The organism is Agrococcus sp. GCM10030265, assembly GCF_042666675.1.
Lineage (GTDB): Bacteria > Actinomycetota > Actinomycetes > Actinomycetales > Microbacteriaceae > Agrococcus.
In genome coordinates, this window is the sequence record NZ_JBHTCZ010000004.1 from 532,191 (window position 1) to 547,736 (window position 15,546).

Here is a 15,546-nt window from a genome sequence, read left to right on the forward strand (position 1 = left end):
CGCCGCACGATCCATCCTGCGAACGAAGGGAGCTCGGCATGCTCGACGCCCTCACCGGCAACCTCGACCTCTGGGGCGAGGCACTGCTGGGCACCCTCATCCTCTTCCTCGGCGGCGGGGCCATCGCCCTGGTGCTCGGCTTCGTGGTGGGCGCGATGCGCGTCTCGCCGGTGCCGATCGCACGCGCCGTCGGCACGGTCTACGTCAACACGGTGCGCAACACCCCGCTGACGCTCGTCTTCTTCGTCTTCGCGTTCGCGGTGCCGCCGCTCTTCGGCATCCGCGGCGCCGACTACCTCGCGCTCGCCGTCGTGGCGCTCGGCCTGTACACGGCGACCTACGTCGCCGAGACGCTGCGGTCCGGCATCAACACCGTGCCCGTCGGCCAGGCGGAGGCCGCGCGCGCCATCGGCCTGCCCTTCGGCCAGGTCATGACGCTCGTCGTGCTGCCGCAGGCCGCACGCGCCGTCGTCCCGCCGATGATGAGCGTGCTCATCGCCCTGCTGAAGAACACCACGGTGGCAGCGGGCTTCTCGGTCCTCAACCTGGGCTCGATCCGCAGCTACCTCTCCGAGCGCGGCGAGAACGCGCTCGACGTGCTGCTCTGGGTCGCCCTGTTCTTCGTCGCGCTCGTGCTGCTGCTCTCGTGGCTGCAGCAGGCGCTCGAGCGTCGCTGGAAGGTCGCACGATGACCCAGACCTCCGTCCTCTACGACGTCCCGGGCCCGAAGGCCCGGGCGCGCAACGCGGTCCTCGGCGTCGCGACGATCGCCGTCGTGCTGGTGCTGCTCGGCTTCCTGGTGTACCGCCTCTTCGCGACGGGGCAGTTCGAGGCGTCGAAGTGGGAGATCTTCGGCTACCAGGGCATCTGGCAGCGCATCCTCAGCGGGCTCGGGAGCACGCTGGCTGCGTTCGCCTTCGCCGCGATCGGCGCGCTCGTGCTCGGCTTCGTGCTCGCGATCGCCCGCCTGTCCGACCATGCGGCCATCCGCGTGCCCGCCGCGATCGTGACCGAGCTGCTGCGAGCCGTGCCCGTGCTCGTCTTCATGCTGCTGCTGTACTACGCGCTGCCGGTCATCGACATCCGCTTCTCGCCGTTCCAGGCGGTCGTCATCGCGCTCGTCGCGTACAACGGCTCGGTGCTCGCTGAGGTCATCCGCGCCGGCATCGAGTCGCTGCCGAGCGGCCAGAAGGAGGCGGGCTACGCCATCGGCCTGGGCAAGGCTGGCGTCATGCGCCTCATCCTCATGCCGCAGGCGATCCGCGCGATGCTGCCCGTCATCATCGCGCAGCTCGTGGTGGCGCTGAAGGACACGGCGCTCGGCTTCATCATCACGTACCAGGAGCTGCTCTACGTCGCGCGTCAGCTCGGCACCGCGGCCACGTACGATCGCCCGATCATCCCCGCGACGATCGTGATCGGCGCCGTCTACATCGCGCTGTGCCTCCTGCTGTCGTGGCTCGCGATCGTGGCCGAGCGGCGACTGGGCAAGGGCCCGCGCGCCGGTGGGCGCGCTCCGAAGGCCAACGCCGCGGGCGAGACGACGACGACAAAGCTCATCGCGATCCAGTCGAACGCCGACCTCGCGTCGGGTACCGATCGCAGCGGCGGCACGCAGGAGCCCGGAGGGCGCTGAGCCGCGGATACGATGGACGACTGTGTCCATCCCCGATCTGACGACGAGGCTCGAGGCCGCCGTGACGGCGGCGCTCGAGGCCATCGCCGGCGCGACCACGGTCGCCGAGCTGCAGTCCGCCAAGACGACGCACAACGGGCAGGGGAGCGAGCTCGCCTCGCTCAACGGCTCGCTGCGCGACCTCGCACCCGAGCTGCGCAAGGAGGCAGGCGCCGCCATCGGGCAGGCGCGCGGCCGCGTCGCGCAGGCGATCGAGGCCCGCCAGGGCGAGCTCGCCGTCGCCGAGGAGCAGGCGCGCCTGCAGTCGGAGGCCGTCGACGTCACGGCGCTGCCGACGCACCAGCGCCCGGGCTCGCGGCATCCGCTCACCCTGCTCATGGACGAGATGGCCGACATCTTCACCGGCATGGGCTGGGAGGTCGCGGAGGGCCCCGAGCTCGAGCACGAGTGGTACAACTTCGACGCGCTGAACGTCGACCAGGATCACCCGGCACGCGGTGAGTCCGACACGTTCTACGTCGAGCCCGCGTCGAAGCACCTCGTGCTGCGCACGCAGACGAGCCCCGTGCAGGTGCGCTCGCTGCTCACGCGCGACCTGCCCGTCTACGTCGTCGCGCCCGGCCGCACCTACCGCACCGACGAGATCGACGCGACGCACCTGCCGGTCTTCACGCAGATCGAGGGCCTCGCGGTCGACGAGGGCATCACGATGGCGCACCTGCGCGGCACGCTCGAGCACCTCGCTCGTGCGATGTTCGGCGAGGATGCGCGCATCCGCCTGCGCCCGAACCACTTCCCGTTCACCGAGCCGAGCGCCGAGATGGACGTGTGGCACCCCGGGATGCGGGGAGGCCCGCGCTGGGTCGAGTGGGGTGGCTGCGGCATGGTGCATCCGAACGTGCTGCGCTCGGCGGGGGTCGACCCCGACCGGTACTCGGGCTTCGCCTTCGGCATGGGCATCGAGCGCACCCTGCAGTTCCGCTACCAGCTCGACGACATGCGCGACATGATCGAGGGCGACGTCCGCTTCTCCGAGCAGTTCGGGATGGTCATCTGATGCGCGCCCCCATGTCCTGGCTCGCCGAGCACGTCGACGTCCCCGCGGGCACGACGGGCGACGACGTCCACGCCGCGCTCGTGCGCGTCGGCCTCGAGGAGGAGGCGCTGCACGGCGGCGACGTGACGGGTCCGCTCGTCGTGGGCCGCGTGCTCTCGTTCGAGGCCGAGGTGCACAAGAACGGCAAGACGATCCGCTGGGTGCAGGTCGACGTCGGCGAGGCCGAGCCTCGCGGCATCGTGTGCGGTGCGGGCAACTTCCTCGTCGACGACCTCGTGGTCGTCTCGCTGCCGGGGGCCGTGCTGCCCGGCGGCTTCGAGATCTCCGCGCGGAAGACCTACGGGCACGTCTCCGACGGCATGATCGCCTCCGAGCGCGAGCTCGGCCTCGGCGACGACCACGACGGCATCCTGCGCCTGAACGCCAAGGGCTTCGACGCGCAGCCCGGCGACGATGCGCTCGCGCTGCTCGGCCTCGACGACATCGCGGTCGAGGTCAACGTCACGCCCGACCGTGGCTACGTGCTGTCGATCCGCGGCATGGCTCGCGAGCTGTCGCTCTCGACGGGCTGGGCGTTCCGCGACCCCGCCGCGATCGATGCGGGCGAGGGATCGGGCTTCCCGATCGCGATCGCCGACGACGCGCCCATCCGCGGCGTCGTCGGCTGCGGCGCCTTCGTGGCGCGCGCCGTGCGCGGCATCGACGCGACGCGGCCGACGCCGCGGTGGATGCAGCAGCGGCTGACGCTCGCCGGCATGCGACCGATCTCGATCGCCGTCGACGTCACGAACTACGTCATGCTCGAGCTGGGCCAGCCCATCCACGGCTACGACCTCGGTCTCCTCCAGGGCGGCATCACGGTGCGCCGTGCGACGCCCGGCGAGACGCTCACGACCCTCGACGACGTGACGCGCACGCTCTCGGCCGAGGATCTGCTGATCTGCGACGACGCCGGCCCCGTCGGCCTCGCGGGCGTCATGGGTGGCGACCGCACCGAGATGTCGGCGTCGACCACCGACGTGCTCGTCGAGTCGGCATGGTTCCACGGGGTGTCGGTCGCGCGGACGGCTCGCAGGCACCGCCTGTGGAGCGAGGCGTCGAAGCGCTTCGAGCGCGGCGTCGACCCCGCGCTGCAGGCCGCGGCCGCGCAGCGCGTCGTCGATCTGCTCGTCGAGCTCGCAGGGGGCACGGCCGATCCGCTCGGCGGCGCCGTCGGGCGGACGCCCGCGATGCCGACGATCGCGTTCGCGCCGCAGGATGCCGCGCGCGTCACGGGTGCCGACTACGCCGACGACGAGACGCGCCGCGCGCTCGTCGCGATCGGTGCGACGGTCGTCGAGGGCACGGGCGGCACGTGGCTCGTGACGCCGCCGACGTGGCGGCCCGACCTCGCCGAGCGCGTCGACCTCGTCGAGGAGGCCGCCCGCGTCGTCGGCTACGACCGCATCCCGTCGGTGCTGCCCTCGCCGCCCTCGGGTCGCGGGCTCACGCGTCCGCAGCGGCTGCGTCGCGCCGTGTCGAACGCGCTCGCGTCGAGCGGTCTCACCGAGGTGCTCGTCGCACCGTTCCAGGCCGAGGCCGATGCGCGCCGCGTCGGTGCCGAGCCCGTGCGGCTCACGAACCCGCTCGACGAGCGACGCCCGTTCCTGCGCACCTCGCTGGTGCCCGGCCTGGTCGAGACGGCGCAGCGCAACGTCGGCCGCGGTCTCACCGACCTCGCGCTCTTCGAGGTCGGCGCGGTCTTCCGCATCGAGGGCGAGCACGGCACGGATGCGGTGCCCGCCGGCGCCGCGCGGCCCGACGCGCAGGTGCTCGCGACCCTCGACGCGCTGCCGACGCAGCCGCGCCATGTCGGTGCACTGCTGCTCGGCGCCCGCGTCGCGAAGCAGCCCGGCCAGGCCCGGGAGGCGTTCGGCGTCGCCGACGCGATCGACGTCGCCCGGCGTGCCGCTCGCGCGGTCGGCCTCGCGATCGAGGTGCGTCAGGCGCAGCGCGACTGGCTGCACCCCGGTCGCACGGCCGAGGTGCTCGTGGGCGACCGGGTCGTGGGCGTCGCCGGCGAGCTGCTGCCGTCGCTCGCGACCGACGCCGACCTGCCGCGGCAGGTCGCGATCGTCGAGCTCGACCTCGACGCGCTCGTCGACCTCGCTCGCGTCGGCCTCGACACCGCCGTCATCGGGGCGACGCCCGCTGCGACGCAGGATCTCTCGGTCGTCGTCGACGCCTCCGTGCCCGCCGGCGACGTGCTCGCCGCGGTGCGCGAGGGCGCCGGCCCGCTGCTCGAGCATGTCGCGCTCGTCGACGACTTCCGCGGCGGCGACCTCGACGGCGCGAAGTCGCTGACGTTCGCGCTGCGCTTCCGCGACGCCGAGCGCACGCTCACGGCGGCGCAGGCGACCGAGGCGAAGCTCGCGGGTCTCGCCCTCGCGACCGAGCGCACGGGTGCTGCGCTGCGAGACTGACGGCCGACCCTGGGTCATGGCTCGGATGCCGCGGGTAGCATCCGGGCCATGACCCAGATCATCGTGTCCGGCACCGGCATCCAGCGCGCGCCCGCGGAGCGCGCGAGCGTCGTCGTCTCGACGCAGCACCGCGCCGCCCATCCCGAGGAGGCGATCCGCGTCGTCGCGGAGGCCCACGCCACGATCGCCGCGCAGGCGCGCGGCTTCGTCGAGGGTGGGCAGGCGGAGCGGTGGCACGCCGACCGCGTCTGGGTGAGCCACCACGAGCAGTGGGTGGGCGACGGCAAGCGTCGCGACCTCGTGTTCGACGCCGCGGCGAGCGTGCATGTGACGTTCGTCGACTTCGAGGCGCTCGGCACGTGGATCGGCGCCGTCGCGACGATGCCCGTGCATCAGGTGGGCGGCATCCAGTGGTCGCTGTCGGATGCGACGGAGCACGAGCTCGGATCCACGGCGCGCGCGGATGCGATCGCCGACGCGCAGCGCAAGGCGGCCGACTTCGCGGCCGCCGCGGGCCTGGCGACGCCGCGCATCGCGAGCATCCAGGAGGCGGGCCTCGCCGAGGCTCCCACGTTCAAGGCCCGCCCGATGGCGACGGGGATGCGCGCGGGTGCCGCGGCACCGGAGCCGTCGCTCGACCTCCAGGGCAGCGACATCGAGGTCACGAGCGAGGTGCGCGTCGAGCTCGAGGCATGAGGGGCGTGCGAGCGTGACCCGCGAGGGCGCGCGGCCCGAGTAGCCTGGAGGGCATGTCTGTCTCCGTCGCCGTGGCAGGCGCGAGTGGCTACGCCGGTGGCGAGCTCCTCCGTCTGCTCGCCCAGCATCCGGAGCTCGAGGTCGCCACCGTCACGGCGCACTCGAACGCCGGCCAGCCGCTCCTCGCCGTCCACCCGCATCTGCGTTCGCTCGCGGGCCTCTCGTTCGTCGAGACGACGGCTGCGCAGCTGCTGGGTCACGACGTCGTCTTCCTCGCGCTGCCGCACGGCCAGAGCGCCGCCATCGCCGCGCAGCTGCCGGACGACGTGCTCGTCGTCGACTGCGGCGCCGACCATCGCCTCGCATCCGAGGCCGACTGGGAGGCGTTCTACGGCGAGGGATGGGGCGGATCGTGGCCGTACGGCATGCCCGAGCTGCCGGTGGGCGACGGCCTGCAGCGCCGCAGCCTGCGCGGCGTGCGACGGATCGCGGTGCCCGGCTGCAACGTGACCGCCGTGACCCTCGCGCTCGCCCCGGGCGTGCAGGCGGGGCTCGTGGATGCGACGGACGTCGTCGCCGTGCTGGCCGTCGGGCCGAGCGGTGCGGGCCGGGCGCTGAAGCCGAACCTGCTCGCGTCCGAGCTGCTGGGCAACGCGCAGGCCTACGCCGTGGGCGGCACGCACCGCCACATCCCCGAGATCCGTCAGAACCTGCGCTGGGCGGGCGCCGACGACGTGCGCATCTCGTTCACCCCCGTGCTCGTGCCCATGGCGCGCGGCATCCTCGCGACGGTCACGGCGCCCATCGCATCGGGCGCGACGGTCGACGAGGTGCTGTCCGCCTGGCATTCGGCGTACGCCGACGAGCGGTTCGTGCACGTGCTGCCGCACGGCGAGACGCCGCGCGTGAGCGACGTCGTCGGCTCGAACGCGGCGGTCATGGGCGTGACGGTCGACGAGGCCGCCGGCCGCGTCGTCGTCGTGTGCGCCATCGACAACCTCGGCAAGGGCACCGCGGGTGCCGCGATCCAGTCGGCGAACATCGCGCTCGGCCTCGACGAGCACCTGGGCCTCGGCGTCGACGGGGTCGCGCCGTGAGCGTCACGGCGCCGCGGGGGTTCCGCGCCGCGGGCGTCGCCGCAGGGCTGAAGTCGAGCGGTGCGCGCGACGTCGCGCTCGTCGTCAACGACGGGCCGCTCGACGCCGCCGCCGCCGTGTTCACGTCGAATCGAGCGAAGGCCAATCCCATCCTCTGGAGCGAGCGGGCCATCGCCGACGGCCGTGCGCGTGCCGTCGCGCTGAACTCGGGGGGCGCGAACTGCTTCACGGGATCGTTCGGCTTCCAGACGACGCATCAGACCGCCGAGCGCGTCGCCGAGCTCGTCGGCGTCGACGCGCAGGACGTCGTCGTCTGCTCGACGGGCCTCATCGGCGTGGGCGACGCGACGTTCCGCGCCGGCGTGCTGCAGGGCATGACGGATGCGGCCGCCGCGCTGAGCGAGTCGGGCGGCGACGACGCCGCGCACGCGATCATGACGACCGACTCGGTCGCGAAGCAGGTCGTCGTCGAGCGGGAGGGCTGGCGCGTCGGCGGCATGGCGAAGGGCGCGGGGATGCTGGCGCCGGGGCTCGCGACGATGCTCGTCGTGCTCACGACGGATGCCGTCGCCGATGCCGCGACCCTCGATGCGGCGCTGCGCGCCGCGACGCGCGTCACGTTCGACCGGCTCGACTCCGATGGCTGCATGTCGACGAACGACACCGTCGTGCTGCTCGCCTCCGGCGCGTCGGGCGTCGCGCCGACGCCCGAGGAGCTCGCCGCCGCCGTCACGGCCGCGAGCGACGATCTCGCCGCGCGCCTGCAGGGCGACGCGGAGGGCGCGAGCCACGACATCGCGATCGAGGTCGTCGGCGCGGCGAGCGAGGACGACGCGGTCGTCGTCGGCCGCTCCATCGCGCGCAACAACCTCTTCAAGGCCGCGATCTTCGGCGAGGACCCCAACTGGGGTCGCGTGCTCGCCGCGATCGGCACGACCGACGCGGCCTTCGACCCCTACGACGTCGACGTGTCGTTCAACGGCGTGCGGGTCTGCCACGCGGGAGGGCCCGACCGGCCGCGCGAGGAGGTCGACCTCGCGCCGCGCGCGACGCGCATCCTCGTCGACCTGCGCGTCGGCGACGCGACCGCCACGATCCGCACGAACGACCTCACGCACGACTACGTGCACGAGAACTCCGCCTACGCGAGCTGAGGGCCAGCATGACGACGCACGACATGCCGGACGCCACGCCCGCTGCGAAGGCCGCGACCCTCATCGAGTCGCTGCCGTGGCTGCAGCGCTTCCGGGGCGCCACGATGGTCATCAAGTACGGCGGCAACGCCATGGTCAACGAGCAGCTGCAGCGCTCGTTCGCGCAGGACGTCGTCTACCTGCACCACGTGGGCATCAAGCCGGTCGTCGTGCACGGCGGCGGGCCGCAGATCTCGGCCGAGCTCGAGCGGCACGGCATCGCGAGCGAGTTCGTCGGCGGCTACCGCGTCACGAGCGCGGAGGCGATGAAGGTCGTGCGCATGGTGCTCACCGGCGAGGTGTCGCGCACGCTGGTCTCGCTCGTCAACGAGCACGGCCCGCATGCCGCGAGCCTGTCGGGGGAGGACGCCGGGCTCTTCCAGGCCGTGCGCCGCGGCGTGCTCGTCGACGGCGAGGAGGTCGACCTCGGCCACGTCGGCGACGTCGTCGCCGTCGACCCGCGCGCCGTGCAGCGCCTGCTCGACGACGACGTCATCCCCGTCGTCTCGTCCGTGGCGCCCGATCGCGACCGGCCGGGGGAGTCGCTCAACGTCAACGCCGACGCCGCCGCGGCCGCGCTCGCGATCGCGCTGCGCGCCGAGAAGCTCGTCGTGCTCACCGACGTCGCGGGCCTCTACCGCGACTGGCCGGACACCGACTCGCTCGTGTCGTCGATCGGCGTGGGCGAGCTGCGCACGCTCGTGCCGAGCCTCGCGAGCGGCATGATCCCGAAGATGCAGGCCTGCCTCGACGCCGTCGAGGGCGGCGTCGCGAAGGCGGCCATCGTCGACGGGCGGGAGCCGCACGCCGTGCTGCTCGAGATCTTCACCGACTCCGGCTCCGGCACGGAGGTCCACCCCGACACCGAAGGACACGCATGACCCGCCACCTCCTGCGCGACGACGATCTGAGCCCTGCGGAGCAGTCGGCGGTCCTCGACCGCGCGGCGCGCATGAAGGCCGACCGCTTCGGCGAGCAGCCGCTCGCCGGCCCCCAGACGGTCGCCGTCATCTTCGACAAGTCGTCGACGCGCACGCGCGTGTCCTTCGCGGTGGGCATCGCCGACCTCGGTGGCGTGCCGCTCGTGATCTCGACGGCGTCGAGCCAGCTCGGCGGCAAGGAGACCGCGAGCGACACGGCGCGCGTCCTCGAGCGGCAGGTCGCGGCCATCGCGTGGCGCACGTACGCGCAGTCCGGCCTCGAGGAGATGGCGGCAGGCACGCGCGTGCCCGTCGTCAACGCGCTGAGCGACGACTTCCACCCGTGCCAGCTGCTCGCCGACCTGCTGACGATCCGCGAGCACAAGGGCGAGCTCGCGGGCCTCACGGTCGCGTTCGTGGGCGACGGCGGCGACAACATGCTGCAGTCGTACCTGCTCGCGTGCGCGACGGCGGGCATCCACCTGCGCGTCGCGCATCCCGTCGCCTACGGCCCGCGCCAGGACGTCGTCGACGACGCCATGCGCATCGCCGCGACGACCGGCGGCTCGATCACGCTGCTGCACGACCCGGCCGCGGCCGTCGACGCTGCGGACGTCGTGGTGACGGACACGTGGGTGTCGATGGGCCGCGAGGAGCAGAAGGCCGCGCGCATCGCGGCGTTCGGCGGCTACCGGGTGACCCGCGATCTCATGGGGAAGGCGAAGGGCGACGCGATCTTCCTGCACTGCCTGCCCGCCGATCGTGGGTTCGAGGTCGAGGCGGAGGTCATCGACGGCCCGCAGAGCGTCATCTGGGACGAGGCGGAGAACCGCCTGCACGCCCAGAAGGCGCTCCTGACCTGGCTGCTCGAGCAGGCATGATCGCGGATGCGCGGGCGGCGACGGAGGCGCCCGCGCACCGAGCGACGCGACCGTGGGTCGTGCATCGCATGCGCGACCTCGTGGGCGACGAGGGCCGCATCGCAGGGCTCGACCTCGCTCGGGGGCTCGCGGTGCTCGGCATGGTCGCCGTGCACACCGGCGTCATCGCGCCGGAGCTCCGCGCGCTCGAGCCCGCGACGTGGAGCGAGCTCGCATGGGGCAACGCCTCGGCGACGTTCGCCGTGCTCGCGGGCGTGGCCGTCGCGATCGTCGCGGGCCGCACGCGCATCCCCGATGGCGTGCCGCTGCTGCAGGCGCGCATGCGCATCCTCGTGCGGGCGGCGCTGCTCTTCGTCGTCGGCGGCATCGTGGTCGCGCTCGGCACCGAGCTCGTCGTGATCCTCGAGGCGTACGCGCTGCTGCTCGCGATGAGCCTGCCGTTCCTGCGACTGCGGTGGTGGCACCTCGCGGCGATCGGGTCGGGGTGGATCGCGCTGATGCCGACGGTGCGGCTGCTGCTCGAGGAGGGCATCGTCGCCGCGCAGCTGCAGCGCAGCGCCGTCGTCGAGCTGGCGGTGACGGGCTTCTACCCGGCGCTCACGTGGTTCGGCTACGCGCTCGTGGGCATGGCCGTCGGCCGTGCGCCGATCGAGCGATGGCGCGTGCGGCTCGGGATCCTGGGCGCGGGTGCCGTGGCGATCGCGATCGCGAACCTGCTGCCCCTCGCGTACGCGCCCTCGCTCGACGTGCTGCGATCGGGGCAGCGCGGCGAGGTGGGCCTCGCGGTCGCGGGCATGCTCGACCCCGAGGGGCACACGGGCTCGAGCCTCGACCTGCTCGGGTCGACGGGCGTGGCGCTCGTCGTCATCGCGCTGTGCCTGCTCGCGCAGCGGTGGGCGCGCTTCGTGCTCCTCCCGGTCGCGGCGATCGGCTCGATGAGCCTCACGGCGTACGTCGCGCATGCCGTGGCGTTCCTGCTCGTCGACGGGCTCTCGTCGGATCCGTGGTCGTGGGTGCGGCTGTCGGTCGGCCTCGCGATCGGCTGCACGATCTGGCGCGCGCTGCTGCCTCGCGGGCCGCTCGAGTGGGCGCTGTCGGCGGCGTCGCGGGCCGCGAGCGACGTGTCGATCCGGGCCGGCGCGGGCCGATAGCCTCGAGGCATGGTGGGAACGCGCGAGGGATCGCTGTGGGGTGGGCGCTTCGCCGACGGACCGAGCCCGGAGCTCGTGGCGCTGTCGCGCTCGACGCACTTCGACTGGCGGCTCGCGCAGCACGACATCCGCGGCTCGAAGGCGCACGCGACCGCGCTCCATGCCGCCGGCCATCTCACCGACGACGAGCTGGCAGGCATGCGCTCGGCGCTCGACGAGCTGGCGGCGCAGGTCGCCGACGGCCGCTTCGTCGCGGCCGAGTCCGACGAGGACGTCCACGGCGCCCTCGAGCGGGGCCTGATCGCCATCGCCGGCCCCGACCTCGGTGGCCGCATCCGCGCCGGGCGCAGTCGCAACGACCAGATCGCCACGCTCGTGCGCATGTGGATGCTCGAGTCGTCCGAGCGCATCGAGCGCGGCGTCCTGGCCGTGATCGCGGCCCTCGTCGAGCAGGCCGAGGCGCATCCGAGCGCGCCGATGCCGGGCCGCACCCACCTGCAGCACGCGCAGCCCGTGCTGCTCTCGCATCACCTGCTGGCGCATGCGTGGCCGCTCGTGCGCGACCTCGAGCGCCTCGCGCAGTGGCGGGTGCGCGCCAGCGCGTCGCCGTACGGCGCCGGGGCGCTCGCCGGGTCGTCGCTCGGCCTCGACCCTGCGCTCGTCGCCCGCGAGCTCGGCCTGTCCGGCCCCACCGAGAACTCCCTCGACGCGACGAGCGCGCGCGACGTGGTCGCCGAGCTCGCGTTCATCGGCACGCTCGTCGCGACGAACGTCTCGCGGCTGTCGGAGGAGATCATCCTCTGGTCGACGCGCGAGTTCGGCTTCGTCCGACTGCACGACGCCTTCTCGACCGGCTCGTCGATCATGCCGCAGAAGAAGAACCCCGACGTGGCCGAGCTCGCGCGAGGCAAGGCGGGGCGCATCCTCGGCGACCTGACGGGCCTGCTGGCGACGCTGAAGGCGCTGCCGCTCGCGTACAACCGCGACCTGCAGGAGGACAAGGAGCCGATCTTCGACATCGTCGACCAGCTCGACCTCGTGCTGCCCGCGTTCGCCGGGCTCGTCGCGACGCTGACGTTCGACGAGCAGCGGATGCGCTCGCTCGCGCCCGAGGGCTTCGCGCTCGCGACCGACGTGGCCGAGTGGCTCGTGCGGGAGCGCGTGCCGTTCCGCGAGGCGCATGAGATCGCAGGCGCGCTCGTGCAGCACTGCGAGGAGCGCGGCATCGAGCTGCATGAGCCGAGCGACGCCGACTACGCGGCGATCGACCCCAGGCTCACGGCCGGCGTGCGCTCGGTGCTCGACGTCGACGGCGCCATCGCCAGCCGGTCGGGCGTCGGTGGCACGGCACCCTCGGCGGTCGCGACGCAGCTCGACACGTTGCGCGCGCGCCTGGCGGCGCTGCGCGCCTGACGAGCGGCGGGCCGCAGCCTCGGCCGCCTGAGGGACGGCGGGCTCGCGATCGCGGCGTCAGCGCACGAGCGCCCACGCCGCGACGCCCCACAGCCCTGCGACGCCGAGGCTCGCGAGCGAGCCGACGAGGAACCGCTCGCGCATGCGCGCTGCGGCGCCGTCCGACTCGCCGGCGAGCTCCGCGAAGCGGCCCACGGCCTTGATCGCGACGATGCCGGCGATGATCGTGGGCTCTGCGAGCGCGACCGAGAGGATGGTCGCAGCGCGCTCGAGCACCCCGATCATCGTGCCGCCGCGCATGGAGTTCGTCGGCGGGGCGAGATCGGGCTGAGGACGCGGGGCGGATCCGGGCGCGTCGAGTCGTGACCGCGGCGGATCGGCGATGCGGAACACGATGGGCACGACCGCGGCGCCGTGAGCCGTGCCGGCGGCGACGAGCAGCGCCACGACGCCGACCTGCATCCACGGCTCGGCGATCGTGATCGAGAGCCCGACGACCGCGAGGGCGCCGACGGCGAGCGTGCCGACGACGGCTGCCGAGCCCAGCAGCGCGATCGTCGTCCTGTCACGCATCCCGACCTCCCACGAGCCTTGCGAGCATGCCCTCGACGGTAGCGACACCCGCCGACTCGACCCGGATGCCGGCGGCGACGGCACGTGCCGAGACGGCGCTCGCCGAGATGCCGAGCTCGTCGGCGACCTCCCGCTGCGTCGCGAGCCGCTCGAGCAGGTCGGCGACCTCCCAGCCCTCCTTCGTGCGTCGGTCGCGCAGCGCGACGAGCAGCCAGAGCACGGCCTCGAGGTCGTCGGCGCCGAGCGCGAGCGCGTCGTCGTCGACCTCGACGGCGACGCGACCCGGTGCGTGCTTCGCCCGATCGACGGCGCGGCGGGCCGCGAAGAACGCGGGGCCGGTGGATGCGGCGGGGTCGCTCGCCAGCGTCGCGACGCCGATGCCGACGCCCACGCTCCAGTCGCGCGAGCGAGCGAGGTCGAGCACCATGCGCACGCTCGCGACGGGGTCGGTGGAGACGAGCTGCAGCTCGTCGCCCGCGAAGCGTGCGATGGGGGAGCGCAGGGCGCGACCCCATCGTCGCTCGAGGGCCGCGCGGGTCTCGTCGACGTCGTCGGCATGCGTGCGCGAGCCGCGGCGGTCGATCGTGAGCACGATGGCATCCACTCGGCACCTCCAGCCTCAGGACTGTTCCCGTCGACATCAAGGCTACAGGCTTGATCCGTCCGCGACAAGCCTCGAGGCTTGATGTCGACGCCCGCCGATCCGCGCCCGGTGGCTACGCTGGAGGGCGTGGAAGCAGCACCAATCCGACTCGATCCGACGTTCGACAACGTCTGGGACGAGCTCGTGTATCGCGGCTCCGTGCACGTCTCGACCGATGCGGATGCCCTGCGCACCGCCCTCGGCGGCGAGCCCATCACGTTCTACTGCGGCTTCGACCCGACCGCCCCGAGCCTGCACCTGGGCAACCTCGCGCAGCTCGTCGTCATGCGGCGTCTGCAGCTCGCCGGGCACCACCCCCTGGGCCTCGTCGGCGGCTCGACGGGCCTCATCGGCGACCCGAAGCCCACGAGCGAGCGGCAGCTGAACGCGCGCGAGACCGTCGCCGAGTGGGTCTCGTACCTGCAGGGGCAGGTGTCGCGGTTCCTCGTCGCCGATGGCGACAACCCCGTGCGGCTCGTCGACAACCTCGACTGGACGGCTCCGCTCTCGACCGTCGACTTCCTGCGCGACGTCGGCAAGCACTTCCGCGTCGGCACGATGCTGAAGAAGGACGCCGTGGCTGCGCGCATGGACTCCGACGAGGGCATCTCGTACGCCGAGTTCAGCTACCAGGTGCTGCAGGGCATGGACTACCTCGAGCTCTTCCGCTCGTACGGCTGCACGCTGCAGACCGGTGGCTCCGACCAGTGGGGCAACCTCACGGCGGGCACCGAGCTCATCCGGAAGGCCGAGGGCGCGCACGTGCACGCGATCGGCACGCCGCTCATCACCGAGGCCGACGGCCGCAAGTTCGGCAAGAGCGAGGGCAACGCGGTGTGGCTCGACGCCAACCTCACGACCCCGTACGCGATGTACCAGTTCTGGCTCAACCAGGACGACGCGATCGTCGTGCAGCTGCTGAAGTCCTTCACGTTCCTGACCCGGGAGCGCATCGACGAGCTCGAGACGGCGGTCGCCGAGGCCCCCTTCCGTCGCGAGGCGCAGCGCGTGCTCGCGGCCGAGGTCACGGCCTACGTCCACGGTGCCGACACGACGCAGCAGGCGATGGATGCCTCGGCTGCGCTGTTCGGCTCCGGCGACCTGACCGCGCTCGAGCCGGACACGCTCGCCGCGGCGATCGCGTCGCTCGAGACCGTGACGGCGACGCCCGACGCCCCTGTGCTGCTCCTGCTGCAGGAGGCGGGTCTCGTCGACTCGCTCTCGGAAGGTCGACGAGCGATCGCCCAGGGCGGCGTCTCGGTGAACAACGAGCGCATCGACGACGAGGGTGCGACGCTCGAGGGCAGGCTGCTGCACGATCGGTTCGCCATCCTGCGGCGAGGCAAGAAGACGCTCGCCGGCGTCGACGTCGGCTGACGCAGCACGACCGAGGGGGCTCCGCATCGCGCGGGGCCCCTTCGTCGTTCCTGGGAATCCGCTGCGACACGCCCGGGATCGCTCCGATTTGGGGGAGGGCCGGGCGCACGCCGTAAGGTTCTAACTCGTCACCCCAAAGGTGCCGGCCCCGGAAGGGATCGGGCCTCAAGCGGGGACGACCTCCACGAAGAAGCCGGCACGCAGGTCTTGCGCCTCGCAGCCGCCGTGCGTACCGTGGAGAGCCACTCGACTCGCGTCGCAGTACCACCCGGTTCGCCGGATGGGGGCCGACGCGCCGGACTTGCTCCGGATCGAATCGAGATGCTAGCCTTCACAGGTTGCCATCTCGCGGAGAGTCGCGTGGCACGGCAGGGCCTCGATGCAAACCCCTTGGTGGGGTGCGGTCGAGAGCGCCCGATCCTTGAGAACTCAACAGCGTGCACAATG

General features: G+C 72.9%; 14 protein-coding genes. 12 read left to right on the forward strand and 2 right to left on the reverse strand.

The features are described from left to right. Positions 1-38: 38 nt before the first annotated feature. From ACFQPP_RS14280 to argH, 11 genes are all read left to right on the forward strand, one after another. Entirely contained in the window at positions 39-692 is a 654-nt protein-coding gene (locus ACFQPP_RS14280; protein ID WP_376917313.1) for an amino acid ABC transporter permease, read from the forward strand. Continuing rightward, positions 689-1,636, forward strand: coding sequence for an amino acid ABC transporter permease (locus ACFQPP_RS14285; protein ID WP_376917314.1), 948 nt, complete (start codon positions 689-691; stop codon positions 1,634-1,636). Before ACFQPP_RS14280 ends, ACFQPP_RS14285 begins: the two co-directional genes overlap by 4 nt. Positions 1,637-1,658: 22 nt before the next feature. After that, entirely contained in the window at positions 1,659-2,693 is a 1,035-nt protein-coding gene (gene pheS, locus ACFQPP_RS14290) for a phenylalanine--tRNA ligase subunit alpha (RefSeq protein WP_376917316.1), read from the forward strand. Then, on the forward strand, positions 2,693-5,155 hold the full coding sequence (gene pheT, locus ACFQPP_RS14295; RefSeq protein ID WP_376917317.1) for a phenylalanine--tRNA ligase subunit beta: 2,463 nt from the start codon (positions 2,693-2,695) through the stop codon (positions 5,153-5,155). The genes pheS and pheT overlap by 1 nt, the downstream gene beginning before the upstream one ends. 48 nt (positions 5,156-5,203) lie before the next feature. Next, on the forward strand, positions 5,204-5,851 hold the full coding sequence (locus ACFQPP_RS14300) for an SIMPL domain-containing protein (protein ID WP_376917318.1): 648 nt from the start codon (positions 5,204-5,206) through the stop codon (positions 5,849-5,851). Positions 5,852-5,904: 53 nt separating this feature from the next. After that, positions 5,905-6,948 (forward strand): N-acetyl-gamma-glutamyl-phosphate reductase, encoded by a 1,044-nt coding sequence (gene argC, locus ACFQPP_RS14305; RefSeq protein ID WP_376917319.1) that lies wholly within the window; start codon positions 5,905-5,907, stop codon positions 6,946-6,948. Further along, a complete protein-coding gene (gene argJ / locus ACFQPP_RS14310; RefSeq protein WP_376917320.1) occupies positions 6,945-8,102 on the forward strand; it encodes a bifunctional glutamate N-acetyltransferase/amino-acid acetyltransferase ArgJ in 1,158 nt (385 codons plus the stop codon). Before argC ends, argJ begins: the two co-directional genes overlap by 4 nt. An 8-nt stretch (positions 8,103-8,110) precedes the next feature. Next, complete coding sequence (gene argB / locus ACFQPP_RS14315) at positions 8,111-9,022, forward strand: acetylglutamate kinase (protein ID WP_376917321.1); 912 nt, start codon at positions 8,111-8,113, stop codon at positions 9,020-9,022. Further along, positions 9,019-9,942 carry an ornithine carbamoyltransferase gene (gene argF / locus ACFQPP_RS14320; protein ID WP_376917322.1) on the forward strand — a complete coding sequence of 308 codons (924 nt, stop codon included), beginning with the start codon at positions 9,019-9,021 and terminating at the stop codon, positions 9,940-9,942. The genes argB and argF overlap by 4 nt, the downstream gene beginning before the upstream one ends. 68 nt (positions 9,943-10,010) lie before the next feature. After that, a complete protein-coding gene (locus tag ACFQPP_RS14325) occupies positions 10,011-11,093 on the forward strand; it encodes a heparan-alpha-glucosaminide N-acetyltransferase domain-containing protein (RefSeq protein WP_376917323.1) in 1,083 nt (360 codons plus the stop codon). A gap of 9 nt (positions 11,094-11,102) precedes the next feature. Beyond that, positions 11,103-12,506 carry an argininosuccinate lyase gene (gene argH, locus ACFQPP_RS14330; protein ID WP_376917325.1) on the forward strand — a complete coding sequence of 468 codons (1,404 nt, stop codon included), beginning with the start codon at positions 11,103-11,105 and terminating at the stop codon, positions 12,504-12,506. Between the two features lie 57 nt (positions 12,507-12,563). Here the strand turns inward: argH and ACFQPP_RS14335 are convergent, their stop codons facing one another. Both ACFQPP_RS14335 and ACFQPP_RS14340 read right to left on the reverse strand, forming a co-directional pair. Continuing rightward, positions 12,564-13,079, reverse strand: coding sequence for a hypothetical protein (locus ACFQPP_RS14335; RefSeq protein ID WP_376917326.1), 516 nt, complete (start codon positions 13,077-13,079; stop codon positions 12,564-12,566). Then, positions 13,072-13,671: a DNA-binding protein gene (locus ACFQPP_RS14340; RefSeq protein WP_376917327.1), complete on the reverse strand. Its 600-nt coding sequence runs from the start codon at positions 13,669-13,671 to the stop codon at positions 13,072-13,074. The genes ACFQPP_RS14335 and ACFQPP_RS14340 overlap by 8 nt, the downstream gene beginning before the upstream one ends. A 93-nt stretch (positions 13,672-13,764) precedes the next feature. On the opposite strand from ACFQPP_RS14340, the gene tyrS reads away from it, so the two are divergent. Continuing rightward, positions 13,765-15,099 (forward strand): tyrosine--tRNA ligase, encoded by a 1,335-nt coding sequence (gene tyrS / locus ACFQPP_RS14345; RefSeq protein ID WP_376917328.1) that lies wholly within the window; start codon positions 13,765-13,767, stop codon positions 15,097-15,099. Positions 15,100-15,546 lie beyond the last annotated feature (447 nt).